Source organism: Pseudomonas sp. SCA2728.1_7 (assembly GCF_018138145.1).
Lineage (GTDB): Bacteria > Pseudomonadota > Gammaproteobacteria > Pseudomonadales > Pseudomonadaceae > Aquipseudomonas > Aquipseudomonas koreensis_A.
This window is the reverse complement of record NZ_CP073104.1, coordinates 3697103-3721405: the sequence shown is the minus strand read 5'-3', so window position 1 is coordinate 3721405 and position 24303 is coordinate 3697103. Positions and strand designations below refer to the sequence as shown.

The 24303-nt window shown below is 60.2% G+C and carries 21 protein-coding genes; 7 read left to right on the top strand and 14 right to left on the bottom strand.

Annotation, left to right across the window (positions count from 1 at the left end):
• Positions 1 to 40: 40 nt before the first annotated feature.
• The 3 genes from ubiB to ubiE are packed head-to-tail and all read right to left on the bottom strand — an operon-like array spanning position 41 to position 3035.
• The gene (gene ubiB / locus KBP52_RS16535; RefSeq protein ID WP_034152974.1) at positions 41 to 1645 is read right to left on the bottom strand and encodes a ubiquinone biosynthesis regulatory protein kinase UbiB; all 1605 of its coding nucleotides are present in this window, start codon (positions 1643 to 1645) and stop codon (positions 41 to 43) included.
• Positions 1642 to 2265, bottom strand: coding sequence for an SCP2 domain-containing protein (locus tag KBP52_RS16530; RefSeq protein ID WP_034152973.1), 624 nt, complete (start codon positions 2263 to 2265; stop codon positions 1642 to 1644). The genes ubiB and KBP52_RS16530 overlap by 4 nt, the downstream gene beginning before the upstream one ends.
• The gene (gene ubiE, locus KBP52_RS16525) at positions 2265 to 3035 is read right to left on the bottom strand and encodes a bifunctional demethylmenaquinone methyltransferase/2-methoxy-6-polyprenyl-1,4-benzoquinol methylase UbiE (RefSeq protein WP_008080626.1); all 771 of its coding nucleotides are present in this window, start codon (positions 3033 to 3035) and stop codon (positions 2265 to 2267) included. Before ubiE ends, KBP52_RS16530 begins: the two co-directional genes overlap by 1 nt.
• Positions 3036 to 3201: 166 nt before the next feature.
• On the opposite strand from ubiE, the gene KBP52_RS16520 reads away from it, so the two are divergent.
• The 3 genes from KBP52_RS16520 (at position 3202) to KBP52_RS16510 (ending at position 5077) form a co-directional block, all read left to right on the top strand.
• Positions 3202 to 3477 carry a polyhydroxyalkanoic acid system family protein gene (locus KBP52_RS16520; protein WP_077570393.1) on the top strand — a complete coding sequence of 92 codons (276 nt, stop codon included), beginning with the start codon at positions 3202 to 3204 and terminating at the stop codon, positions 3475 to 3477.
• 243 nt (positions 3478 to 3720) lie between these two features.
• Positions 3721 to 4143 carry a phasin family protein gene (locus KBP52_RS16515; RefSeq protein ID WP_025110281.1) on the top strand — a complete coding sequence of 141 codons (423 nt, stop codon included), beginning with the start codon at positions 3721 to 3723 and terminating at the stop codon, positions 4141 to 4143.
• 10 nt (positions 4144 to 4153) lie between these two features.
• Positions 4154 to 5077, top strand: a complete 924-nt coding sequence (locus KBP52_RS16510; RefSeq protein WP_212620569.1) for a phasin family protein — start codon at positions 4154 to 4156, stop codon at positions 5075 to 5077.
• A 257-nt stretch (positions 5078 to 5334) separates the two neighbouring features.
• Here the strand turns inward: KBP52_RS16510 and KBP52_RS16505 are convergent, their stop codons facing one another.
• The 9 genes from KBP52_RS16505 to argS form a co-directional block, all read right to left on the bottom strand.
• Complete coding sequence (locus KBP52_RS16505) at positions 5335 to 5955, bottom strand: TetR/AcrR family transcriptional regulator (protein ID WP_212620568.1); 621 nt, start codon at positions 5953 to 5955, stop codon at positions 5335 to 5337.
• Between the two features lie 30 nt (positions 5956 to 5985).
• Positions 5986 to 7668: a class II poly(R)-hydroxyalkanoic acid synthase gene (phaC, locus tag KBP52_RS16500; RefSeq protein ID WP_077570401.1), complete on the bottom strand. Its 1683-nt coding sequence runs from the start codon at positions 7666 to 7668 to the stop codon at positions 5986 to 5988.
• Between the two features lie 139 nt (positions 7669 to 7807).
• Positions 7808 to 8662, bottom strand: a complete 855-nt coding sequence (gene phaZ / locus KBP52_RS16495; RefSeq protein ID WP_034152967.1) for a poly(3-hydroxyalkanoate) depolymerase — start codon at positions 8660 to 8662, stop codon at positions 7808 to 7810.
• 147 nt (positions 8663 to 8809) lie between these two features.
• Positions 8810 to 10489, bottom strand: coding sequence for a class II poly(R)-hydroxyalkanoic acid synthase (gene phaC / locus KBP52_RS16490; RefSeq protein WP_102899527.1), 1680 nt, complete (start codon positions 10487 to 10489; stop codon positions 8810 to 8812).
• Between the two features lie 258 nt (positions 10490 to 10747).
• Positions 10748 to 11119: a DUF971 domain-containing protein gene (locus KBP52_RS16485; protein ID WP_077570405.1), complete on the bottom strand. Its 372-nt coding sequence runs from the start codon at positions 11117 to 11119 to the stop codon at positions 10748 to 10750.
• Between the two features lie 143 nt (positions 11120 to 11262).
• The gene (gene hslU / locus KBP52_RS16480) at positions 11263 to 12600 is read right to left on the bottom strand and encodes an ATP-dependent protease ATPase subunit HslU (protein WP_095120730.1); all 1338 of its coding nucleotides are present in this window, start codon (positions 12598 to 12600) and stop codon (positions 11263 to 11265) included.
• A gap of 54 nt (positions 12601 to 12654) precedes the next feature.
• The gene (hslV, locus tag KBP52_RS16475; protein WP_016984593.1) at positions 12655 to 13185 is read right to left on the bottom strand and encodes an ATP-dependent protease subunit HslV; all 531 of its coding nucleotides are present in this window, start codon (positions 13183 to 13185) and stop codon (positions 12655 to 12657) included.
• A 233-nt stretch (positions 13186 to 13418) separates the two neighbouring features.
• Positions 13419 to 14135 carry an SPOR domain-containing protein gene (locus KBP52_RS16470; protein ID WP_007909385.1) on the bottom strand — a complete coding sequence of 239 codons (717 nt, stop codon included), beginning with the start codon at positions 14133 to 14135 and terminating at the stop codon, positions 13419 to 13421.
• A 1-nt stretch (position 14136) separates the two neighbouring features.
• Positions 14137 to 15873 carry an arginine--tRNA ligase gene (gene argS / locus KBP52_RS16465; protein WP_212620567.1) on the bottom strand — a complete coding sequence of 579 codons (1737 nt, stop codon included), beginning with the start codon at positions 15871 to 15873 and terminating at the stop codon, positions 14137 to 14139.
• Here argS and KBP52_RS30700 point away from each other — a divergent pair.
• Positions 15872 to 15994 carry a hypothetical protein gene (locus KBP52_RS30700; RefSeq protein WP_256579857.1) on the top strand — a complete coding sequence of 41 codons (123 nt, stop codon included), beginning with the start codon at positions 15872 to 15874 and terminating at the stop codon, positions 15992 to 15994. The two genes, argS and KBP52_RS30700, sit on opposite strands and share 2 nt — an antisense overlap.
• A 90-nt stretch (positions 15995 to 16084) precedes the next feature.
• On the opposite strand, the gene KBP52_RS16460 is transcribed toward KBP52_RS30700, so the two are convergent.
• Positions 16085 to 18304, bottom strand: coding sequence for a primosomal protein N' (locus KBP52_RS16460; protein ID WP_212620566.1), 2220 nt, complete (start codon positions 18302 to 18304; stop codon positions 16085 to 16087).
• 287 nt (positions 18305 to 18591) lie between these two features.
• Between KBP52_RS16460 and rpmE the strand changes: the two genes are divergently transcribed.
• The 3 genes from rpmE to KBP52_RS16445 all read left to right on the top strand — a co-directional run bounded on the left by rpmE (position 18592) and on the right by KBP52_RS16445 (position 21087).
• Positions 18592 to 18819 carry a 50S ribosomal protein L31 gene (gene rpmE, locus KBP52_RS16455; protein WP_016984589.1) on the top strand — a complete coding sequence of 76 codons (228 nt, stop codon included), beginning with the start codon at positions 18592 to 18594 and terminating at the stop codon, positions 18817 to 18819.
• Positions 18820 to 18833: 14 nt separating this feature from the next.
• A complete protein-coding gene (locus KBP52_RS16450; RefSeq protein ID WP_212620565.1) occupies positions 18834 to 19634 on the top strand; it encodes a thermonuclease family protein in 801 nt (266 codons plus the stop codon).
• A 184-nt stretch (positions 19635 to 19818) separates the two neighbouring features.
• Positions 19819 to 21087 carry a malic enzyme-like NAD(P)-binding protein gene (locus KBP52_RS16445; protein ID WP_038360054.1) on the top strand — a complete coding sequence of 423 codons (1269 nt, stop codon included), beginning with the start codon at positions 19819 to 19821 and terminating at the stop codon, positions 21085 to 21087.
• 609 nt (positions 21088 to 21696) lie between these two features.
• Here the strand turns inward: KBP52_RS16445 and KBP52_RS16440 are convergent.
• Complete coding sequence (locus KBP52_RS16440; protein WP_212620564.1) at positions 21697 to 24144, bottom strand: penicillin-binding protein 1A; 2448 nt, start codon at positions 24142 to 24144, stop codon at positions 21697 to 21699.
• Positions 24145 to 24303 lie beyond the last annotated feature (159 nt).

Below are 24303 nucleotides of genomic sequence, written 5' to 3'. Positions count from 1 at the left end.
TCAGGCATTGAAACAGTGTGCCAGCCGATCACGAAACTGGCTATCGGCGAACGACCAGATACAAGCCGACTGCCACCATGATTCCCGCCGGCCAATGCCCCAATTCGTGCAGCGGGCCACCGAGGGCGAGGATCACCCCGCCGGCCAGATGCGCGCAACCGAGCAGGCGCAGGAACCAGTCATCCTTGCGTTTGTGCCACGGTGGTGGCGGGTCGTAGGCGTGCGGCTGGGACATGCGTTCGAGCAGATCGCGAGCCATGTTGGCCAAGTGCGGCAGTTGTTCGAACTGGCTCTGCACGTTGCCGAGCAAGGCTTTCGGGCTGACGCGCTCGCGCATCCAGCGCTCCAGGAACGGCTGCGCGGTGTTCCACAGATCCAGATCCGGGTACAGCTGACGGCCGAGGCCTTCGATGTTCAGCAAGGTTTTTTGCAGCAGAACGAGCTGCGGCTGCACTTCCATGTTGAAGCGACGCGCAGTCTGGAACAGGCGCATCAGCACCTGGCCAAATGAAATATCTTTTAACGGTTTTTCGAAGATCGGTTCGCACACGGTACGGATCGCCGCTTCGAATTCGTTGAGTTTGGTTTCCGCCGGCACCCAGCCCGAATCAATGTGCAGTTGTGCCACGCGACGGTAGTCACGCTTGAAGAAGGCGAACAGGTTGCGCGCCAGATAATCCTGATCTTCCGGGGTCAGGCTGCCGACGATGCCGCAATCGATCGCAATGTACTGCGGGCTCCACGGATTGACGGTGCTGACGAAGATGTTGCCCGGGTGCATATCGGCGTGGAAGAAACTGTCGCGGAATACTTGGGTGAAGAAGATCTCCACACCGCGTTCGGCAAGCATTTTCATGTCGGTGCGCTGGTCGGCGAGGGTCGCCAGATCGGTCACCTGAATGCCGTAGATACGTTCCATCACCAGTACTTTCGGCCGGCACCAGTCCCAGTAGACCTGCGGCACGTAGAGCAGCGGCGAACCTTCGAAGTTGCGTTTCAACTGGCTGGCGTTGGCCGCCTCGCGCAGCAGATCGAGCTCGTCGTAGATGGTTTTTTCGTAGTCCTGGACCACGTCGACCGGGTGCAGCAGCCGCGCGTCGGCGGAGAGTTTTTCGGCGGCGCGGGCAAGAATGAACAGCCACGCCAGATCCTGCGCGATGATCGGCTTCAGGCCCGGACGGATCACCTTGACCACGACTTCTTCGCCGGTTTTCAGCTGCGCGGCATGTACCTGCGCCACCGAGGCCGAAGCCAGCGGTTCGACGTCAAAGCGGCTGAACACGTCGCTGATTTTCTTGCCCAGCTGTTCTTCGATCAATTTGATCGACAGCTGCGAATCGAACGGCGGCACGCGGTCCTGCAGCAGCATCAGCTCATCGGCGATGTCTTCCGGCAGCAGGTCGCGGCGGGTCGAAAGAATCTGCCCGAACTTGATGAAAATCGGCCCGAGATCCTGCAACGCCAGACGCAAACGTGCGCCCCGGCTCAGGTCCAGCGGCTTGCGCGGGAACCAGCGCCATGGCAGCACATAGCGCAGCGCCAGGAGAAACCAGGGCAGCGGCAGATCGAACAGCAGGTCATCGAGGCGGTAGCGGATCACGACAGACTGGATGCGCAGCAGACGGCGGACGGCGAGCAGCTTCATGCGTTATCGCTTGGGTCGAGGGATCGGGAGAGGCGCTCGAAACGCGCCTCGAGACGTTCCAGATCAAGTTTGATCCGGTCCAGTTCGCTGAACCGCGCTTCGGCTTCGCGCTGCCCGACGAGGGTGCGCGATTCTTCGGCGAGGTATTCGGCGAGGTTCTGGTTGAGGCTGGCAAATCCTTGTTGATACCAGCGTGCGCGGCTGCGCAGGTGGCCACCGACCAGTTGCGTGGCAACCGGGCCGAGCCAGCGCGAGAGTTCGTACTCCCAGTCCAGCTCAAGGTCCTGCAGCACGCCGGCCAGCTCCAGCAGCACGCCGCTGTCGCCATCGAGCTCGACTTCCGGGGCGTGCAACACCGCGGTCTTGTCTTTGCTCACGGCCAGTTTGATCAAGCTCGAGGCCGGCGCACGCAGGGTGCAGTCGACAGCGGTTTCCCAGTGCGAGGCCAGCATCAGACCTTCGTCGCTCGGCAGGATGAACAGTTGCAGCGCCGGGCTGCGGCAGTCGACGGCAATCACCTTGCCGGTCAAATGCGCCAGTCGCGGCAGCGCCGTGCTGTCGAGACGCAGCACCCGGTTGAGGCCGAGTTCAACGCTGGCGAGCAGCCCGGTGAGCAACATCAGGGCTTGATGCCGCGATGCAGGGCGACAATGCCTGCGGTCATGTTGTGATAGGTCACGCGGTCGAAACCGGCGTCGACCATCATCGACTTCAGGGTTTCCTGATTCGGGTGCATGCGGATCGATTCGGCCAGGTAGCGATAGCTTTCCGAGTCATTGGTGATCAGCTTGCCCATCAGTGGCATGAAGGCGAACGAATAGGCGTCGTAGGCTTTCGACATCAGCGCGTTGGTTGGCTTGGAAAATTCCAGCACCAGCAGACGACCGCCAGGCTTGAGCACGCGCAGCATCGAGCGCAGAGCGTCTTCTTTGTGCGTCACGTTGCGCAGGCCGAAGGCGATGGTCACGCAATCGAAATGGTTGTCCGGGAACGGCAGTTTTTCCGCGTCCGCCTGAACGAACTCGACGTTGCCGGCGACACCCAGATCGAGCAGACGATCACGGCCGACCTTGAGCATCGATTCGTTGATGTCGGCCAACACGACCTGACCGGTCGGGCCGACCAGGTGCGAGAATTTTTTGGTCAGGTCACCGGTACCTCCGGCGATGTCGAGCACGCGGTTACCGCTGCGCACGCCCGACAGTTCGATCGCGAAACGCTTCCACAAACGGTGCATGCCGCCCGACAGAAGGTCGTTCATCAGGTCGTACTTGGCGGCTACCGAGTGGAAAACCTCAGCGACTTTTTCCGCTTTCTGGCTTTCCGGAACGTTTTTGAAGCCGAAGTGAGTGGTGGGTTCGGCATCGCTGCCTTTGCGCTGATCAGTCATATCGCTGTCACCAAAAGAGAATGCGCGACATTCTAATCCCCAAGCCATGCTTTGTCTTGGAATGGCTAAAGGTAAGATGGGCAACCCTCGGGACGATTTGCCGCAGCGGCGGTCAAGATTTACCGATACCTATTTATCGCCCCATTCAAAAAGCAGGAGTCAATCAATGGCCAAAATCACTGTTGAGCGTGCCCACAATCTGGGTAAGGAAGCCGCCCGCGAGAAGGCCGACAAGCTGGCGCAAAAACTCTCCGAACAATATGGCCTGGAGCCGCAATGGTCCGGCGACACCCTGAACCTCAAGCGCTCGGGCGTGAAAGGCGCGGTGCATGTGGCGGACGATTCGATCAAGGTCGACGTGGAACTGGGCATCATGATGTCGGCCATGAGCGGCATGATCAAAGCCGAGATCGAAAAAGCCCTCGATAAAGCCCTGGTCTGATTTCCGCCTGAAATACGATCCCCTGTAGGAGTGAGCCTGCTCGCGATAGCGGTCTGTCAGTCGACATCATTTTTGACTGATACACCGCTATCGCGAGCAGGCTCACTCCTACATTTGTTTTGTGTACGGCCTGAGGTTCATGTCAGTTGTTAGGGTGCCGTTTCTAATTTTTCTGCCTACTTTGTGCCTGAGCCCGACACTTTCGCGGGCAGTTCCTCAAACCTTCTGCGCGTGAGGTGCACCATGGCCAAAGTAATTTTGAAGAAAAAAATCGACGCTTCGACTTCTGCTCTGAGCGACGTCAAATCCTATGCCCGCAAGATCTGGCTGGCAGGCCTGGGTGCCTACGCCAAGGTCGGCCAAGAGGGCAGCGAGTACTTTCAGGAGTTGATCAAGGCTGGTCAAACTGTTGAAAAGAAAGGCAAAAAAGCCGTCACCGAAAAACTCGAAGCGGCCAACGCCGAGATCGATGAAGCCAAGAGCGAAGTGAGTTCTTTCAAAGGTCGTGTCGAAGTTCAACTCGACAAGGTCGAGAAGGCGTTCGACTCCCGCGTAGCAAGCGCCTTGAATCGTATCGGCATTCCGTCTAAACATGACGTTGAGACACTCTCTGCTAAGCTCGATGAGCTGACGGCATTGCTCGAACGCGTCGCGCGTAAATCTTAAGGAGAACGGGATGGCTGGTAAAAAGAACACCGATAAAGAAGGCAGCTCGTGGATCGGGAAAGTCGAAGACTACTCCCGAAAAATCTGGCTGGCTGGTTTAGGCGTGTACTCGAAGATCGACACTGACGGCAGCAAGCTCTTCGATACATTGGTCAAAGACGGCGAGAAAGCCGAGAAGCTCACCAAGTCTGCAGTCGGCAAAAAAGTCGATGCCGCCAAGGACTCCGCTTCTTCGGCCAAGTCGCGCATCAGCGGCGTGAAAGATCGCGCCCTGGGCAAATGGGACGAGCTGGAAGGGGCTTTCGACAAGCGCCTGAACAGCGCGATTTCGCGCCTGGGCGTACCGAGCCGCAATGAGGTCAAAGCACTGCATAGCAAGGTGGAAACCTTGACCAAGCAGATCGAAAAACTCACCGGTCTGAAAACCCAGCCTGTGGCGGCCAAAACCGCTGCGGCAAAACCGGCAGCGAAAACGGCTGCGGCCAAACCAGCGGCCAAGTCTGCTGCCAAGCCACTGGCCAAAGCGGCAGCTAAACCTGCTGCAAAAGCCGCGGCTAAACCAGCTGCGAAAACCGCCGCCGCCAAGCCGGCCGCAAAAGCTGCAGCCAAACCGGTTGCCGCCAAAGCCGCTGCCAAACCGGCAGCTAAACCTGCGGCCAAAACCGCAGCAAAACCTGCCGCCAAGCCAGCCGCGAAAACCGCTGCCGCCAAACCGGCTGCCAAGCCTGCGGCCAAACCGGCTGTGGCGAAGAAGCCAGCAGTGAAAAAACCGGCCGCGCCGAAAGCCGCTGCGCCGAAGCCAGCAGCACCTGCTGCAGCCAAGCCGGCCACTCCGGCGGCCCCGGTGAGCGCGTCGAACTCCGCCGCGGCACCGACTCCGGTGGCTACCCCGACTGTTGCATCGACGCCGTCGACGCCAACCAGTCAGTCCTGATTTTTCAGGGCAAAATAAAGCGCCCGGCCTGTGAAGGTCGGGCGTTTTTGTTTGTGCCGTTTTTAAAGCTTACCCTCACCCCAGCCCTCTCCCGGAGGGAGAGGGAGCCGACCGCAATGTCTTGCGTCATGCATCGACCTGAAAAACCGAGTCGATTATGGATTCAACAGAGAAATTTCAGGTCGGCGTAGCTCATCAGCATCCCCGGATCAGTCCCCTCTCCCTCCGGGAGAGGGCTAGGGTGAGGGGCTCTTGATTCACTCGTGATCTTCAAGGTATTGCAAAGCCATCCTTTCGGTCGCGACCTTCACCGGCGGCAGCAGATGCGGCGCCACCAGCATCATGATCTGGTACACAACCAACCTGACCTCACCCTCACGATCCAGAATCCGCTGATAATCCAGCGAAAACAGCAACGTCATGGTGATCTGCTCCACCAACTGCCCCAGCGCCTGCGTATCACTGACCAACTGCCCCGAAGCCTTCAACCGCGCCAGCAACGACGCCAGCGTGCGCTTCAGCGCATTGAGCAGATGTCGAATGCCCTTGGCCAGTTTCGGCAAGCGTCCGGCGAGGTTCGACAGGTCCTGAAACAGAAAGCGGTACTGCGCCAGCCGCTCGACGATCAAATGCAAAAACAGCCAGTAATCCTCGGGCGCCAGTTCCACATCCGCCGGCGGATCGAGCAGTGGCGCCAGTTCATTCTGGAAGCGTTCGAACAACCCGAGAATCAGCGGTTCCTTGCCGTGAAAGTGGTAGTAGAGGTTGCCCGGGCTGATGCCCATTTCGTTGGCCACCTCCATAGTGGAGACGTTCGGCTCGCCCTTTTCGTTGAACAGTTGCAAAGCACATTCGAGAATCCGGTCGCGGGTTTTCATCCAGTCTTCTTAGAAAAGTTCGGTTAAGCGTCAGCGCACACGCACGTAAGTACCGGGCGCTGCCTCCATCGGTGGATAGTTCGGATTGCCGAGGGTGAACGAGGTTTCGTGCTGCGCCCCCGAGCGTTGCTGAATCCACTCCAGCCACTGCGGCCACCAGCTGCCGTCAACGTGCTTGCCGTCGTAGTACCAGGCGCGCGGGTCGCTGCTCATCTTGGCGTTCTCGACGTACGCGGCTTTAGGGTTGCTCGGCGGGTTGAGAATGCTCTGCACATGGCCGCTGTTGGACAGCACGAAACGCCGTTCGCCACCGAGCAGCAGGGTCGAGCGATACACCGCATCCCACGGCGTGATGTGGTCGTTCATGCCGGCGACGCTGAAGCTGTCGACGGTGACTTTCTGCAGATCGATCGGCGTGCCACAGACTTCCAGTCCACCCGGATGGGTCAGCGGGTTGTGCTTGAAGAAGTCCAGCAGGTCACCGTGAAATGCCGCCGGCAGTCGGGTGTTGTCGTTGTTCCAGTAGAGGATGTCGAAGGCCGGCGGCTCTTTGCCCAGCAGGTAGTTGTTGACGAAGTAACTCCAGATCAGATCGTTGGGACGCATCCAGGCGAAGACTTTGGCCATGTCGCGACCGTCGAGCACGCCCTTTTGATACGAGCGGCGCTTGGCCGCTTCGAGGGTTTGTTCGTCGGCGAACAGCGTCGCCGAGGTTTCGATTTCACTGTCGAGCAGGCTGACCAGATACGTCGCGCTGGAGACGCGGCGCAGTTGCCGCTTGGCCTGCAAATGCCCTTGCAGCGCGGCGATGGTCAGCCCGCCAGCGCAAGCGCCCATCAGATTGACCTCGCGGGCGCCAGTGATCGCCCGGCAGATGTTCATCGCTTCTTCCACCGCTTCGACGTAGGTCGACAGGCCCCATTCACGATGGCGTACATCCGGGTTGCGCCAACTGATCATGAACGTCTGCAAGCCGTTCTTCAGGGCGTACTGGACGAAGCTGTTATGTGGGCTGAGGTCGAAAATGTAGTACTTGTTGATTTGCGGCGGCACCACCAGCAGCGGCTTGGCGTACTGCTTTTCGCTCATCGGCTTGTACTGGATCAACTCCAGCAGATCGTTGCGGAACACCACCGAGCCGGTGGTGGTGGCGACGGTCTTGCCGACCTCGAAAGCCTGTTTGGTCACCTGACGTGGCAGGCCGTCGTTGTGCAGCAAATCATCGAACAAATGGCTGAGACCGCGCACCAGACTGTGCCCACCGGAGTTGAACAGCTCCTTGACTGCCAGCGGGTTGAGCAGGGTGTTGGACGGCGCCACGGCGTCGTTGAGCAGGGTGAAGGCGAAGTGCGCACGGGCGCGATCGTCCGGGCTCATGTTGCTTTCATCGATCCAGCTTTTGACCTGTTTTTGCCAGGCCAGATAGGCCTGCAGGCTACGCCGGTAGAACGGGTTGAGGCTCCACGCCGGATCGGCGAAGCGGTTGTCGTTCGGGTTGGTCGGGTGCAGGGTTTCGCCGAGCAGCACGCGGCCCAGTTGGCCACCAAGTTTCAACGCGTGCTTCGCACTGTGGATTGGGTTGCGCAGGCCATGGGCGGCGACGCTGCGCAAGGTCGAAATCAAATCCCGCCCACGCAGGCCGGTGATCGCACTTTGTGCGTTGATGAACACGGCGGGGCTGGGCACAACGCCCGTCGCTGGTTTGTCGCGCATGACTCAACACTCCTTCGTCTTCAGGCCAAAAACAAACTCACCGAACCAGAACACCATAGACGCTGTTGCGGGTTGCTGCCTGCGCGGCGTCCTGCCGCGCACTCTTTGCCAAAGGCCTGCATAAAGCCTGCCGCCGGGATTAACCGCCGAGCGGTGTCGGATGCGGGTGCATCACCGCGCGCTGCCGTTCCTCCTGGAGAAATTTCATGATGATCGGCGCCACCGCTTCAGCGCGGGTAATCAGGAACAGATGACCGTCGTCGATGATGTGCAGTTGGGCGTTGGGAATGCGCCAGGCGAGCATGCGCATGTTGATCAGCGGGATCAGCGGATCGTCGTCACCGGCCAGCACCAGCGTCGGCTGATGGATCTTGTGCAGCCAGTGAATGCTGGTCCAGCCGAGGCCGGCGAACAGTTGCCAGTAGTAACCGAGCTTGCCGGCCGAACGCACTTTCGCGGCGTGGCTGGCGGCCAGGGTCGGATCGCGTCGGAACGAGCCGCCGTAGATCAGCGGCGCGATGCGGATCACATGGGAAGGCTGAATGTAGCGCCGCGGACTGGCCATCATCCACAGCACTTTCGGTTTGCCCGGCACCATCACGGCACCGGCCGCGGTCGCCGCCAGCACCAGTTTCTTGCAGCGCTCGGGGTAGTCGTAGGCGAACTGCTGCGCGAGCGCGCCGCCCCACGACACGCCAATGACGTTGACCTGACCGTAGTCGAGGTAATCGAGCATGCGCGAGGTCAGCTTGGCCAGACCGGGAAAGCGATATGGCCGGTTCGGCGTGGACGAGCCGCCGACACCGGGCACGTCGAAGGCGATCACTTCCAGATCCGGGTCCAGCGCCGCGACAAACGGAAACACCAGCTCCAGGTTGGCGCCGATGCCGTTGAAAATCAGCAAGGGCGTCAAGTGAGGCTTGCCGGGGCGTACCGCCGTGCGGAGGGTCTGGCCATCCAGATCGACGGTACGGAATATGAACGGTTGCGGCATGCTTCAGGCCCTGTGGATTAATTCATCCCCGATCCCTGTAGGAGTGAGCCTGCTCGCGATAGCGGACGTTCAGTCAACAGATTCGTTGAATATGCCGCCGTCATCGCGAGCAGGCTCACTCCTACAGATGGAATCGGGTGGTGTCAGTTACCGCTCGTGAACGTAAGTGCCCGGCGAGGCTTCACCGGCCGGATACGCCTTGTTGCCCAGTTTCACCGGGGCCTTTTTCAGGTTGCCCGAGCGCTCGGCCTGCCACGTCTGCCAGTACAGCCACCAGGAATCGGTGTGCTTGGTCGAGTTCTCTTGCCATTCATCGGCATTGGCAGCCACTTCTTCGCTGGTCATGTAGCGCGATTTCGGGTTGCCCGGCGGGTTCAGGATGCTCTGGATATGCCCGCTGCTCGACAGCACGAACTCGACCTTGCCACCAAACAACTGCGCCGACTTGTAGCAGGACTTCCACGGGGTGATGTGGTCGTTGGTGCCGGCCAGCGAGAAGATGTCGGCCGTGACCTGCTTGAGGTCGATCGGCGTGCCGCACACTTCCAGTGCATTCGGGCGAATCAGTGGGTTGTTTTTGAACATCTCGATCAGGTCACCGTGGAACGCCGCTGGCAACCGTGTGGTGTCGTTGTTCCAGAACAGGATGTCGAACACCGGCGGCTCGTTGCCGAGCAGGTAGTTGTTGACCCAGTAGTTCCAGATCAGGTCGTTCGGGCGCATCCAGGCAAAGACCTTGGCCATGTCTTTGCCTTCGAGCACGCCGGCCTGATACGAATGACGCTTGGCGGTCTCCAGAGTCTGCTCGTCGACGAATAGCGCGACGTCGCTGTCCAGCGTGGTGTCGAGCACGCTGACCAGCAGCGTGAGGGCATTGACCTTCTTCTCGCCGATCGCCGCGTAGTGGCCGAGAAGGGCGGTGCAGGTGATGCCACCGGAGCAGGCGCCGAGCATGTTCACATCTTTGCTGCCGGTGATCGCGGTGACCACGTCGACGGCTTCTTTCAGCGCGTCGATGTAAGTCGATAGACCCCACTCGCGCTGCGCCTTGGTCGGGTTGCGCCAGCTGACGATGAACGTCTGCACGTTATTGCGCAGGCAAAAGCGCGCCAGACTCTTGTCCGGGCTCAAATCGAATACGTAGAACTTGTTGATCTGTGGCGGCACCACCAGCAGTGGGCGCTCGTGGACCTGCTCGGTGATCGGCTTGTACTGGATCAGCTCCAGCACGTCGTTGCGAAACACCACCGCGCCTTCGGTGACACCGAGGCTCTTGCCGACCTCGAACGCGCCCATGTTGACCTGGCTCGGCATGCCGCCGTTATGCACCAGATCCTTGGCCAGATGCGAGAGGCCATCGAGCAGGCTTTTGCCGCCGGTTTCGAAGAAGCGTTTTACCGCGGCCGGGTTGGCGGCGGTGTTGGTCGGGGCCATGGCTTCGGTCATCAGGTTGATGACGAAGTGGCCGCGCGCGATGTCTTTGGGCGACAGGCTGCTGTCATCGATCCAGGCATGGAGTTCCTTGCGCCACGCCAGGTAGGTTTGCAGATAGCGTTTGTAGAGCGGGTTCTGGCTCCACGCAGGATCGGCGAAGCGACGGTCATCGCCAGCCGGTTGCAGTTCGGATTTGCCGAACAGCACGTTCTTCAGTTCGAGGCCGAAATGGGTGACGTGCTTGACGCTATGGATCGGTTGTCTGATGGCCTGTTTCAGCACCATACGAGCAGAGGCCAGCAGATCCTTTCCGCGTAGCCCAACGACGGGATTAAGCCCCAGGGTGTTTTCCGAGGCTTGGTACTTCAGGTCATCGTTATTCTTGTTACTCATCTACGACGCTCCATTGTCCTGAGACGAGTACCCGGTTTTCTGCTGTGCAGTTCCACAGCCAATGCCAGGTACTACTGCTCGGGTGACCGTTAATTCTGCATAGCTGCTTTACAGTCGTAGAGCATTGCAGGGAACTTGCCAGCTCCATTGGTTACCCGAGTTTAATTTTTTTCGCAAGCAGGCCGATCCTCGGCCACACAGCGGAGCATTCAAACAGATGAATTTAGAAAATGCCCTCTAATGAGCGCAAGGCACGGGCTAGAGCATCAGCTTGACGACTGACTCGTTCGGATCGCGGGTCTTGCCCGCCGCTTTGAGCTCGGCCAGATAATCGGCCCAGAGTGCGTCATAACGTCGCCCCAGCTCGTAGAGATAATCCCAGGTAAACAAGCCACTGTCGTGACCGTCGTCGAAGGTCAGTTTCAGTGCGTAGTGACCGGCCGGTTCCAGCTTGCTCAGACCGACGTTGAGCTTGCCGAATTGCAGGATCGGTTTGCCGTGGCCCTGGACCTCGGCGGAGGGGGAGTGCACGCGCAGAAACTCGGCGGGCAGGGTGTATTCCTCGCCGGACGCGTAGGTGAGCGTCAGGGTTTTCGAGGCTTTGTGCAGTTTGATGTCGGTGGGGATCATGAGCAGGTATCCGTCTGGTGCGGAACCTTGTGGGAGCGAGCCTGCTCGCGAAAGCGGTGGTTCAGTCAACACAAGGGTTGAATGTACTGCCGTCTTCGCGAGCAGGCTCGCTCCCACAGTTCCATTACATCTGTAAGTATGGCTTACAGGATATAACGGGACAGGTCTTCGTTCTGCGCCAATTCGCCGAGGTGGCTGTTGACGTATTCGGCGTCGATCAGAATCGGCTGCTCATCGTGGGTGCTGGCCAGATCGCCGGCGCTGAACGACACCTCTTCAAGCAGACGCTCAAGCAGGGTGTGCAGGCGACGGGCACCGATGTTCTCGGTCTTCTCGTTGACCTGCCAGGCGATCTCGGCCAGACGCTTGATACCTTCCGGCTGGAACTGGATGTTCAGGCCTTCGGTTTTCAGCAGCGCGCAGTATTGTTCGGTGAGCGAAGCGTGCGGTTCGCTGAGGATGCGCTCGAAGTCCGACGGGCTCAGGGCCTTGAGTTCAACGCGAATCGGCAGACGACCTTGCAGCTCAGGCACCAGATCGCTTGGCTTGCTCAGATGGAACGCACCGGACGCGATGAACAGGATGTGGTCAGTCTTGACCATGCCCAGCTTGGTGTTGACGGTGCAGCCTTCGATCAGCGGCAGCAGGTCGCGCTGTACGCCTTCACGGGAGACATCGGCGCCGCCGACATTGCCGCGCTTGGCGACTTTGTCGATCTCGTCGATGAACACGATGCCGTGCTGTTCAACCGCTTCCAGCGCCTTGGCTTTCAGCTCTTCTTCGTTGACCAGACGCCCGGCTTCTTCGTCGCGCACCAGCTTCAGCGCTTCTTTGACCTTGAGCTTGCGCGCCTTCTTCTTGCCCTTGCCCATGTTGGCGAACAAGGACTGCAACTGGTTGGTCATCTCTTCCATGCCAGGCGGCGTGGCGATCTCGATGCCGGCCACTTCGGCGACTTCGATTTCGATTTCCTTGTCATCCAGCTGACCTTCGCGCAGGCGCTTGCGGAACAGCTGACGGGTGTTGGAATCAGAGCTCGGCGCTTCTTCGTTGCTGAAACCCATGCGGGCCGGCGGCAGCAGTGCATCGAGGATGCGATCCTCGGCAGCGTCTTCGGCGCGATGGCGCACGCGGGTCATTTCCTGCTCGCGGAGCATTTTGATCGCCGCGTCGGCGAGATCACGGATGATCGATTCGACGTCACGGCCAACGTAGCCGACTTCGGTGAACTTGGTCGCTTCGACTTTGATGAACGGCGCGTTGGCCAGTTTCGCCAGACGACGGGCAATTTCGGTTTTACCGACACCGGTCGGGCCGATCATCAGGATGTTCTTCGGCGTCACTTCAACGCGCAGCTCTTCAGGCAGCTGCATGCGGCGCCAGCGGTTGCGCAGGGCAATCGCGACGGCGCGCTTGGCATCGTCCTGGCCGATGATGTGGCGGTTAAGTTCGTGGACGATTTCGCGGGGAGTCATGGACATAGTAATTGACGGTCCTCAAGCAGAAACAAGCCGTGGCACAGGGCCGCGTCAGGCTTATTCAGCGAGATCCTGCTCCTCAATGGTCTGGGTGTGGTTGGTGAATACACAGATGTCGCCAGCGATGCCGAGGGCAGTTTCGACGATTTCACGGGCCGACAGGTCGGTCTTTTTCAGCAGCGCGCTGGCCGCGGCTTGCGCATAGCCGCCGCCGGAACCCATGGCGATCAGGCCATCTTCAGGTTCGACCACGTCACCGTTGCCGGTGATGATCAGCGAGGCGTCTTTGTTGGCGACCGCGAGCATTGCTTCGAGGCGGCTCAGGGAGCGGTCGGTGCGCCATTCTTTGGCGAGTTCGACAGCGGCGCGCACCAAGTGGCCCTGATGTTTTTCAAGCTGGCCTTCGAAACGTTCGAAGAGGGTGAAGGCGTCGGCGGTGGCACCGGCAAAACCGGCGATGACCTGGCCGTGGTACAGGCGACGAACTTTTTTCGCGTTGCCTTTCATCACGGTATTGCCGAGAGAAACCTGGCCGTCGCCGCCCATGACGACTTTGCCGTGACGGCGGACTGAAACGATGGTGGTCAAGGGAAGAGTCTCCACACAGCGGGGCGAAAGTGCCTTATGCCCATTCATATGGGGGTGCTGGAGAGGATTTCAACCGGGGAGGGTGCGGAGGGACGAACGGCGGGGACTGATCAGGGGTATGTGGTGTTGCAAACATTGCCTTCGCGAGCAGGCTCGCTCCCACAGGGACAGCGCATATCCTGTGGGAGCGAGCCTGCTCGCGAATGAACGATGACGCGGTACTACTGGTGGAATCAGCGGCTCTGGCGTTGTTGTAACAACAGGTTGCTGAAGCCGGCGCCGGCCAGTTGTTTCTGCGCAGTAGTCAGTTGTTCACGGTTGCTGAACGGGCCGACCAAAACGCGGTACCAGGTTTCATCCTTCACTGTGCCGGACTCAACCGCCACCGCCTGACCGAGCAGAATGATCTGCGCACGGACCTTGTCGGCATCGGTTTCCTTGCGGAACGAACCCGCCTGCAAGAAGAACTTGGTCACCGGCGCGGCTTTGCTCACCGGTGGCGCTGGCGGCGGGGTAATCCCGGCCAAGGCTGCCTGCGCGCGCGCGGTGTCGATCTTCGCCGCTTCTGCCGGGGTCACCGGCGTGGTCGGGATGGCCGGCACTTGTGGCGTCGGCAGGGTCTTCTCCGGGACGGCGTCCGGCGGCACGATCACTTCCGATTCCGGCAGCAGCGTGTAGAAGTCGTACTTCGGCTTCACCGGTTGCGTCGGGCTCGGCGGGGTCTTGTTGGCCTCGGCGATCTTCGACGCTTTCTGCTGTTGCGCCTGTTCGACCTTCTCACGCTTGACCGTGTCGCTGCCCTTGCCCGGCTCCAGCTTCATCAGAAACACGATGAACGCGCCGACCGTCAGGCCGATGGCCATCCACAGCCAACCCGGAATCGGTTGCTTCGCAGGAGCTTGGTAACGGCTGGCGCCACGCTTGGGTGCAGGTTTTTTCTTGGCAGCCAACTTACATACGCTCCAGAGTTTCCAGACCTAACAGCTCCAGGCCTTGCTTGAGGGTGCGACCGGTCAGCGCGGCCAGGCGCAGACGGCTCTGCATCTGGGCCGGGGTGTCGGCGGCGAGGATCGGGCAGTTCTCATAGAAGCTGGAGAACAGACCGGCAACGTCGTACAGGTAGGTGCAGAGAATGTGCGGCGTGCCTTTGTCGGAGACGTTGTTCAGCACTTCGCCGAACTGCGCCAGTTTTGCTGCCAGCTCTTGCTCATGTGCGGCTTCCAGCACGATCTGGCCATCGACTTCGTTGAAGTCCTTGCCCAGTTTGCGGAACACACCGGCGACGCGGGTATAAGCGTAAAGCAGGTACGGCGCGGTGTTGCCTTCGAAATTCAGCATCAGGTCGAAGTTGAAGCTGTAGTCGCTGGTGCGGTGCTTCGACAGGTCGGCGTACTTCACCGCGCCGATGCCGACGACTTTGGCGATGTTGCGCAGTTCGTCTTCGGCCAGTTCCGGGTTCTTCTCTTTCACCAGGCTGTAGGCGCGTTCCTGCGCTTCGGTCAGCAGATCGATCAGCTTCACGGTGCCGCCGTCACGGGTCTTGAACGGACGGCCGTCGGCGCCGTTCATGGTGCCGAAGCCCATGTGCTCCATTTCCATCGGATGGGTGACGAACCCAGCCTTGCGCGCCACGGCGAACACTTGCTGGAAGTGCAGAGCCTGACGCTGGTCAACGAAGTACAGCGCACGATCAGCTTTCAGCTTGCCGCTGCGGTAGCGCACGGCCGCCAGGTCAGTGGTGGCGTACAGGTAACCGCCGTCAGCCTTGACGATAATCACCGGCAACGGGTCGCCGTCGGCATTCTTGAACTCGTCGAGGAATACGCATTGTGCGCCGTTGCTCTCGACCAGCATGCCAGCGGCTTTCAGGTCGTTGACCACGTTGATCAGGTCGTCGTTGTAGGCGCTTTCGCCCATCACGTCGGCCATGGTCAGTTTGACGTTGAGCAGTTCGTAGATCTTCTGGCAGTGCGACAGCGAGATGTCCTTGAACTTGGTCCATAGCGCCAGGCACTCGGCATCGCCGGCCTGCAGCTTGACCACCAGGCCACGGGCGCGGTCGGCAAAGTCTGCGGATTCATCGAAACGTTGTTTGGCGGCGCGGTAGAAGTTTTCCAGGTCAGACAGCTCGTCGCTGGTGATCGGGTTTTCCTGCAGATACGCCATCAGCATGCCGAACTGGGTGCCCCAGTCGCCGACGTGGTTCTGACGGATCACTTCGTCGCCAAGGAACTCGAGGACGCGGGCCACGCCGTCGCCAATGATGGTCGAGCGCAAATGGCCGACGTGCATCTCTTTGGCCAGGTTCGGCGCCGACAGGTCGACCACGGTGCGCTGCGCCGGGCCAGCCTTGCGTACGCCAATGTGCGCGTCGGCCAGCGCAGCGTCGAGGCGCGAGGCCAAAGCCTGAGTGTTCTGGAAGAAGTTGATGAAGCCCGGGCCAGCGATTTCGGCTTTGGTGACGTTTTCGTCAGCCGGCAGCGCGGCGATGATTTTTTCCGCCAGATCGCGCGGTTTCATGCCCGCAGGCTTGGCCAGCATCATCGCGATGTTGCTGGCGAAGTCGCCGTGGGTCTTGTCACGGGCGTTCTCCACCTGAATCGCCGGCGACAGGCCTTCAGGCAACACACCTTCGTTGACGAGTTGGGTGAGGGCTTGTTGGATCAGCTGGCGAATGGTGTCTTTCATGGTCTTCTCTTTCGACCGCAAGCGCGGCGGGCGCATCGATGCGCGGGTGGAAAAACTGGGCATTATCCGTTGCGAAGACGGGCTTGCCAACCTTAGCAGGCAGCTTATGGATATGTGGTGACAAATAGATCATTTTCGCGAGCAGGCTCGCTCTCACAGGTACAGCGCAGTCCTTGTGGGAGCGAGCCTGCTCGCGAAGGCGATCTCTCCATCAATACAAATCTACAGGGTCGACATCCAGCGACCAGCGCACCGCCCGCCCGCTCGGCATCTGCTCCAGCGCCAACAACCAACTGGTCAACAGCCGGTGCAATGGCGCCCGTGCCGACGCTTGCAACAACAGTTGCGCACGATAACGCCCGGCCCGTCGCTCCATCGGCGCCGGCACTGGCCCAAGCAGTTCAATCCCGCTCAGATTCTGCTCGGTCAGCAAGCGCTCAGCTTCGCTGCACGCCTCATCGAGAAAGCCCTCCGCCTGCCCCGGCTTGTGCGCTTCGGCACGCAACAACGCCAGGTGCGCAAACGGCGGTAACCCGGCAGCCCGGCGCTCGCTCAAGGCCTGCTCAGCAAAGGCGAAATAGCCTTGTTCGGTGAGTTGCACCAATAAAGGATGGTCGGCGAGGTGGGTCTGAATGATCACCTTGCCTGGCTCCTCGGCACGCCCGGCACGCCCGGCCACCTGCACGATCAATTGGGCCATGCGCTCGCTGGCGCGGAAGTCGCCGGAGAACAGGCCTCCGTCAGCGTCGAGGATCGACACCAGCGTCACCCGCGGAAAGTGGTGCCCTTTGGCCAACATTTGCGTGCCGACCAGAATGCACGGCTGACCTTTCTGAATCGTCGCGAACAACTGATTCATCGCGTCTTTGCGCGACGTGCTGTCGCGGTCGACGCGCAGCACCGGGTAATCGGGGAACAGAATCGCCAAGCGTTCTTCGGCGCGTTCGGTGCCTGCACCGACGGGGCGCAAATCAACCTTGTTGCACTTCGGGCACTGGCGCGGCGTGCGTTCGACGTAGCCACAGTGGTGGCAGCGAAGTTCACCGTAACGCTGGTGCACGGTCATCCGCGCGTCGCAGCGTGAGCATTCGGACATCCAGCCGCAATCGTGGCACAGCAGCGTCGGCGCAAAACCGCGACGATTGAGGAACACCAAAACCTGTTGCCCATTCGCCAGTGTCTGACCGATGGCTTGCTGCATCGGCCCGGAAATCCCGCTGTCCAGCGGACGGCTTTTCACGTCCAGACGCAGGAAGCGCGGTTGCTTGGCGCCACCGGCGCGCTCGTTCAGGCGCAGGAGGCCGTAACGACCGGTGTAGGCGTTGTGCAGGCTTTCCAGCGATGGCGTCGCGGAACCGAGCACGATCGGGATGTTTTCCTGCCGTGCACGGACCAACGCCAGATCGCGGGCGTGGTAGCGCAAACCTTCCTGCTGTTTATAAGAGCCGTCGTGCTCTTCATCGATGATGATCAGCCCGGGATTCTTCATCGGCGTAAACAGCGCCGAGCGGGTACCGATAATAATGTCGGCCTCGCCATCACGGGCGGCGAGCCAGGCTTCGAGGCGCTCGCGATCATTGACCGCCGAGTGCAGCAGGGCGATGCGTGCGTTGAAACGCTGTTCGAAACGCGCCAGGGTCTGCGGGCCGAGGTTGATCTCCGGGATCAGTACCAAGGCCTGCTTGCCGGCTTCGAGGGTTTCACGGATCAGTTGCAAATAGACTTCGGTCTTGCCGCTGCCGGTGACGCCGGCCAGGAGGAACGCGTGATAACTGTCGAACCCGGCACGGATCGCTTCGTAGGCGGCACGTTGCTCGGCGTTAAGTGGCAACTCCGGTTGTGCCAGCCAATGTTCGTGGCGCGCGCCTGGGGCATGGCGGCGGATTTCCACTTGCACCAGACCTTTGGCCAGCAGCAGGTCGAGGCTGTCCTTGCTCAGCATCAGTTTGCTCAGCAACTGATGGGCGACGCCGTGTGGATGCTGGGCCAGCGTGGCGAGTGCTTCACGCTGACGCGGCGCTCGAGCAATGCGCGGGTCTTCAAGGCTGGCGCCGGGCGTGGCTGACCAGAAACGCTCCTGCCGGGCCTCGGCCAGTTCGCCTTGGCGCAGCAGTACTGGCAGCGCCCAGCTCAGGGTGTCGCCGAGGCTGTGCTGATAATACTGCGACGTCCACAGGCACAACTTGAACAGCGCTGGTGGCAGCGGCGGCGTGGCATCAAGCAGGGCCAGCGCCGGTTTGAGTTTTTCCACCGGCACTTCGCTGGTGTCGGTGACCTCGACCAGAATGCCGATCATCTCGCGTCGGCCAAACGGTACGCGCAAACGCATACCCGGCTGCAATTGCTCGCGCAGCACGCCGGCCGGCGCTCGGTAGTCGAACAGGCGGCGCAAGGGTGAAGGCAGGGCTAGGCGCAGAATGGCGTCGGGCACGCGGGGGGATCTCTATAAACAGAACAAGGACATGACACATATCCAATGTAGGAGTGAGCCTGCTCGCGATAGCGGTGTGTCATTCAGCATTTATTTCTTCTGACACACCGCTATCGCGAGCAGGCTCACTCCTACAAGGGAATCGCGCAATGGGCCGGGAGCCTAGCAGACGGTCGGTCTCGGTGACAGCTTGCGTGTTTGAAAAGGTCTGGTAGAATCCGCGGCCTAATTACGTGCGGTATTCAACAATAGTGTTGGGTGGCGGCACGCTAGCTGAGGAAGACACCATGAAAGCTGATATTCACCCGAATTACCCAGTCATCGCTGTTACCTGCAGCTGTGGCAACAAGTTCGAAACTCGTTCGACTTTCGGCAAAGCTCTGCCAATCGACGTTTGCAACGAATGCCACCCGTTCTACACCGGTAAGCAGAAGACTCTGGACACTGGCGGCCGCGTTCAGCGCTTCGCAGACCGTTTCGGTGCTTTCGGCAAGAAACCTGCTGCTGCAGAGTAAGGTTGAAGGGCCCGGTGGGCTTTTCCTCGTTGCTGAAAAAGGCGTCCCTCGCGGGCGCCTTTTTTGTGTCTGCGATTTGGCTGTCCGGGGCGCAAGCCTTCTGCCCGGCACCTGCGGGGCTGACCAGCGTCACGGTGCAGCGCGTGGTCGATGGCGACACGCTGCGCCTGAGCGATGGTCGCAGCGTACGCATGATTGGCCTCAACACACCTGAACTGGGCAGGCAGGGCCGCAGCGACGAACCCTTCTCCGTGGCGGCACGCCAACACCTGCAAGCGCTGGTCGATGCCAGCGGCGGCCGTGTCGGATTACGTCCCGGCAAGCAAGCCAAAGACCATTACGGGCGTACGCTCGCGCATATTTACAGCGCCAGCGGCGCCAATCTCGAAGCGCAAATGCTCGCCGATGGCCTCGGTTTCCAGGTCGCGGTCGCGCCGAATGTCGATCTTGTTGCCTGTCAGCAAGCCGCCGAACGCAGTGCGCGATTGGCCGGGCTGGGCCTCTGGCGGCAGTCGCCTGTACTGAAAGCGGAGCAGATCCAACGCTCGGGTTTCGCCGTGATCAGTGGCCGTGTGAGCAAGGTTCAGCGCAATCGCGGCGGAATCTGGATCGAGTTAAAGGACGCACTTGTATTGCGCGTTGCACCCAATCTGGTCGGACAATTTGACAATGCACGGTTGCAGGCGCTGAAAGGCAAGCAGATCGAGGCTCGCGGCTGGATCGTTGATCGTTCGCGGCGCGGTGGATTGCAATCCGGACAGTCACGCTGGCTACTTCCGCTGAGCGATCCATCGATGTTGCAAACGCCGCGCTGAAGAAAAAATTGTAGACATTTTTTCTGTCGATTGTGAACAGTCCAGCCCTTGTGCGCCGTGGCTCTTGGCCCAAAGTCGTAGGGCAGGGCGCTTGACAGGGGTGACCGCTCAGTCTTGTGGGGACTTTGCGAGGCGCGTATCCTCGCTGACCAGTCTGTCCAACAGTAAAAAGCGGAATGCCAAAATGTCTGATCTGAAAACTGCCGCTCTCGAATATCATGCCAATCCTCGTCCAGGGAAGCTGAGTGTCGAGCTCACCAAGGCCACTGCTACCGCTCGCGACTTGTCGCTGGCCTACAGCCCCGGCGTAGCTGAACCAGTGCGTGAGATCGCTCGCGATCCTGAACTGGCCTACAAATACACCGGCAAGGGCAACCTGGTTGCAGTCATTTCCGATGGCACCGCGATTCTCGGTCTGGGCAACCTCGGCCCATTGGCCTCCAAGCCAGTGATGGAAGGTAAAGGCGTACTGTTCAAGCGCTTCGCCGGCATCGACGTTTTCGACATCGAAGTCGACTCCGAAAGCCCGCAAGCCTTCATCGACACCGTAAAACGCATCTCCATCACCTTCGGTGGCATCAACCTGGAAGACATCAAGGCGCCAGAGTGCTTTGAGATCGAGCGCGCTCTGATCGAGCAGTGCGACATTCCGGTGTTCCACGATGACCAGCACGGCACCGCGATCGTGACCGCTGCGGGCATGATCAACGCTCTGGAAATCGCTGGCAAAACCCTGCCGGACGCCAAGATCGTCTGCCTGGGCGCCGGCGCTGCTGCCATCTCCTGCATGAAACTGCTGGTGAGCATGGGCGCACGCATCGAAAACATCTTCATGGTTGACCGTACCGGCGTGATCCACTCCGGCCGTGACGACCTGAACCAGTACAAAGCAGTATTCGCTCACGCTACCGACAAGCGCAGCCTGGCTGACGCACTGGCGGGCGCTGACGTGTTCGTCGGTCTGTCCGGCCCGAACCTGCTGAGCGCTGAAGGTCTGCTGTCGATGGCGGCCAACCCGATCGTGTTCGCCTGCTCGAACCCGGATCCGGAAATCTCCCCGGAACTGGCGCACGCTACCCGTAGCGACGTGATCATGGCCACCGGCCGTTCGGACTACCCGAACCAGGTCAACAACGTACTGGGCTTCCCTTTCATCTTCCGTGGCGCCCTGGACGTTCGCGCCAAGCGCATCAACGAAGAAATGAAAGTGGCTGCCGCCAACGCCCTGCGTGAACTGGCCAAGCTGCCTGTTCCACAGGACGTGTGCGATGCCTACGGCGGTGCTCCGCTGGAATTCGGCCGTGAGTACATCATTCCGAAGCCAATGGACAAGCGCTTGATCACCCTGATCTCCGACGCTGTGGCCAAAGCCGCAATCGAGACCGGTGTGGCGACCCTGCCGTATCCGAAGAACTACCCGCTGAAAAGCGTGGATGACGTGTTCAACGGCTAAGTCGTTGTAGCGCTTCAAACAGAAGCCCCGGCTCGTGAGAGTCGGGGCTTTTTTGTTTTCGGGAATTCTCAGGATCGCATTTCATTTCGACGAGGGCCCTCACCCTAACCCTCTCCCAGGGGGAGAGGGGACTGATTGGGGGATGCTGGAGAGTGACGCCGACCTGAAAGTGTTGTGTTGAATCCATAGGCGCTGATGCGCTTTCAGGTCGGTGTAACTCGCGAATCTCCCGCGGTCAGTCCGCTCTCCCAGGGGGAGAGGGGACTGATTGGGGGATGCTGGAGAGTGACGCCGACCTGAAAGTGTTGTGTTGAATCTATAGGCGCTGATGCGCTTTCAGGTCGGTGTAACTCGCGAATCTCCCGCGGTCAGTCCGCTCTCCCAGGGGGAGAGGGGACTGATTGGGGGATGCTGGAGAGTGACGCCGACCTGAAAGTGTTGTGTTGAATCCATAGGCGCTGATGCGCTTTCAGGTCGACGTATCTCGCGAATTTCCCACGGTCAGTCCCCTCTCCCTCCGGGAGAGGGTTAGGGTGAGGGGCTCTTGATCTTCAGCCATAAAAAAGCCCCGCACTTCAATCGAAGGCGGGGCTTTTCAGTGTCAGCGGATCAGAACAAATCGATCGGCGCCTGTTCATCCGCCGGTAGCGGGCTGCCCGGCGCAGTGCCGTTGCCCAGCTCATTCACCGACGGTGGCGTATCTTCAGACTTGAACAGCTCGAAGTACGCGCCCGGCGTGCTCGGTGTCGCCGCACGGCCACTGACCGGATCCACACGCAGGCTCAGCAGGCCTTCCGGCTCAGGCTGAACATGTGGCGGCTTGTCCTTCAGCGCAGCCGACATGTAGTTCATCCAGATCGGCAGCGCCACAGTACCGCCGAATTCACGACGACCAAGGCTTTCCGGCTGGTCGAAGCCAGTCCACACCGTGGTCACGTAGTCGGCGTTGTAACCGGAGAACCAGGCATCTTTCGATTCGTTGGTGGTACCGGTTTTACCGGCGATATCGCTACGACCCATGGCCAGCGCGCGACGGCCAGTACCAAGCTTGATCACGTCCTGCAACATGCTGTTGAGGATGTACGTGGTGCGACCATCGACAATCCGCTCAGCCACTGCCGGCGTTTGTGGCACGGCTGCGTTGCCCGGTACTTCACCTGCAACCGGTGTGGCGTTGATCGTAAACGAATCGGTGTGCGGCGCGGCGATACCATCCGTCGCCGAACCACCCTGCGGCACGGTCGGTGGATTGGCGACGAACAACGTGTCGCCATTACGGCTTTCGATCTTGTCGATGATGTACGGGGTGATCTTGTAGCCGCCGTTGGCGAACGTACTCCAGCCGGTGGCAATCTCCATCGGCGTCAGCGTTGCGGTGCCCAGCGCCAGCGACAGGTTTGGCGGCAGATCCTGCTTGTTGAAGCCGAAGCGAGTGATGTAGTCGATGGTCTTGCCCACGCCCATCGCCTGCAGTAAGCGGATCGACACCAGGTTGCGCGACTTGTACAGCGCCTCACGCAAGCGGATCGGGCCGAGGAAGGTGTTGGTGTCGTTCTTCGGGCGCCAGACCTTGTCCAAGTATTCGTCGACGAACACGATTGGCGCATCGTTGACCAGCGTCGCAGCGGTGTAGCCGCTGTCCAGCGCAGCGCTGTAGACAAACGGTTTGAAGCTCGAACCCGGCTGACGCTTGGCCTGCATGGCGCGGTTGTAGTTGCTCTGCTCAAAGGCGAAACCGCCGACCAGCGAGCGAATCGCGCCGTTCTGCGGATCCAGCGATACCAGCGCACCTTGTGCTTGCGGGATCTGGCTGAACTTCAGCGAGTTGTCTTTCTGACGCTGCACGCGCACCAAGTCGCCTACCGCCGCGACATCCGACGGCTGACGCGGATTGGCGCCCATGCTGTTGGTGTTGAGGAACGGACGCGCCCATTTCATGGTGTCCCAGGCGACGTGTTCCTCGCCAGTGCGGGTCAGCACTTGCAGGCCGTTCTTGTCGACCTGGGTAACGATGGCCGGTTCGAGGCTGCTGATCGTGCGCTGCTTGGTCAGTTCGCTGGCCCAGGCCTCGCGGGTTTTGCCCGGCAGGCGCGACTCTGGGCCACGGTAGCCGTGACGCTGGTCGTAGGTCATCAGGCCTTCGTGCAGAGCGGTGTTGGCCATTTCCTGCAGGTTGCTCGGCACCGTGGTGGTGACGCGGAAACCTTCGGTATAGGCATCGCTGCCATAACGGCCGACCATTTCCGCACGGGCCATTTCGGCGATATACGGTGCATTCACTTCCGGGGTCGGCACGTGATAGCTGGCGTTCAGCGGCTCATTGATGGCGGCGGTGTAATCCGCCTCGCTGATCTTGCCGAGCTTGTACATGCGCCCGAGGATCCAGTCGCGGCGCTCTTTGCTGCGTGCGGGGTTGGCCAGCGGGTTGAAGCGCGACGGCGCTTTCGGCAGGCCGGCGATCATCGCCATTTGCGCCAGGCTGACGTCACGGATCGACTTGCCGTAATACACCTGCGCCGCCGCTTCGATGCCGTAGGCACGGTTACCCAGGTAGATCTTGTTCACGTACAGCTCAAGGATCTCGTCCTTGGTCAGCTGTCGTTCGATCTGCAGGGCCAGCAGAATTTCGGTGGTTTTGCGCGAGAAGCTGCGTTCGCTGGTCAGGAAGAAATTCTTCGCCACCTGCATGGTGATGGTGCTGCCGCCGGACTGAATGTGTCCGCTTTTGACCAGTTGGGTCGCGGCGCGCATCAGGCTGCTTGGGTCGACGCCATAGTGGTTGGCGAAATTGTCGTCTTCAGCACTTAGTAACGCATTAATGAAATTGGGCGGAATGTCGGCGAAACGGATCGGTGTACGGCGCATTTCGCCAAATTCTGCGATCAACTTGTTATCGCTGGAGTAGACCCGCAGGGGAATCTGCAACTGAATGCTTCGCAGAGCCTCCACAGACGGCAAACCCGGACTAAGGTAAAGAAACGCGCCGCTGAGACCTAAAAGCAGTCCGCAGAAAACGGCGACGATGGACCAACCGAAAAATTTCAGCAGACGAATCAAGGCGTTTGGACATCCAGGGCAAAGAATGAATTTGGCGACGGGGCTCCGGCTACACACAGAACCATCCGCGCTTGCAGTAAAAAGCAGAAAAAAACGCTGGGCATTATAAGCACTTTTCTGTTGGGGGCGTCATTTGCGCTTCTGTCAAGACGGGGTGAA

Excerpts from the sequence above, each read along its gene's own strand:
- ubiB (WP_034152974.1), bottom strand. The coding sequence starts at position 1,645 with ATGAAGCTGCTCGCCGTCCGCCGTCTGCTGCGCATCCAGTCTGTCGTG.
- KBP52_RS16530 (WP_034152973.1), bottom strand. The coding sequence starts at position 2,265 with ATGTTGCTCACCGGGCTGCTCGCCAGCGTTGAACTCGGCCTCAACCGG.
- ubiE (WP_008080626.1), bottom strand. The coding sequence starts at position 3,035 with ATGACTGATCAGCGCAAAGGCAGCGATGCCGAACCCACCACTCACTTC.
- KBP52_RS16520 (WP_077570393.1), top strand. The coding sequence starts at position 3,202 with ATGGCCAAAATCACTGTTGAGCGTGCCCACAATCTGGGTAAGGAAGCC.
- KBP52_RS16515 (WP_025110281.1), top strand. The coding sequence starts at position 3,721 with ATGGCCAAAGTAATTTTGAAGAAAAAAATCGACGCTTCGACTTCTGCT.
- KBP52_RS16510 (WP_212620569.1), top strand. The coding sequence starts at position 4,154 with ATGGCTGGTAAAAAGAACACCGATAAAGAAGGCAGCTCGTGGATCGGG.
- KBP52_RS16505 (WP_212620568.1), bottom strand. The coding sequence starts at position 5,955 with ATGAAAACCCGCGACCGGATTCTCGAATGTGCTTTGCAACTGTTCAAC.
- phaC (WP_077570401.1), bottom strand. The coding sequence starts at position 7,668 with ATGCGCGACAAACCAGCGACGGGCGTTGTGCCCAGCCCCGCCGTGTTC.
- phaZ (WP_034152967.1), bottom strand. The coding sequence starts at position 8,662 with ATGCCGCAACCGTTCATATTCCGTACCGTCGATCTGGATGGCCAGACC.
- phaC (WP_102899527.1), bottom strand. The coding sequence starts at position 10,489 with ATGAGTAACAAGAATAACGATGACCTGAAGTACCAAGCCTCGGAAAAC.
- KBP52_RS16485 (WP_077570405.1), bottom strand. The coding sequence starts at position 11,119 with ATGATCCCCACCGACATCAAACTGCACAAAGCCTCGAAAACCCTGACG.
- hslU (WP_095120730.1), bottom strand. The coding sequence starts at position 12,600 with ATGTCCATGACTCCCCGCGAAATCGTCCACGAACTTAACCGCCACATC.
- KBP52_RS30700 (WP_256579857.1), top strand. The coding sequence starts at position 15,872 with ATGGTCTTCTCTTTCGACCGCAAGCGCGGCGGGCGCATCGATGCGCGG.
- argS (WP_212620567.1), bottom strand. The coding sequence starts at position 15,873 with ATGAAAGACACCATTCGCCAGCTGATCCAACAAGCCCTCACCCAACTC.
- rpmE (WP_016984589.1), top strand. The coding sequence starts at position 18,592 with ATGAAAGCTGATATTCACCCGAATTACCCAGTCATCGCTGTTACCTGC.
- KBP52_RS16445 (WP_038360054.1), top strand. The coding sequence starts at position 19,819 with ATGTCTGATCTGAAAACTGCCGCTCTCGAATATCATGCCAATCCTCGT.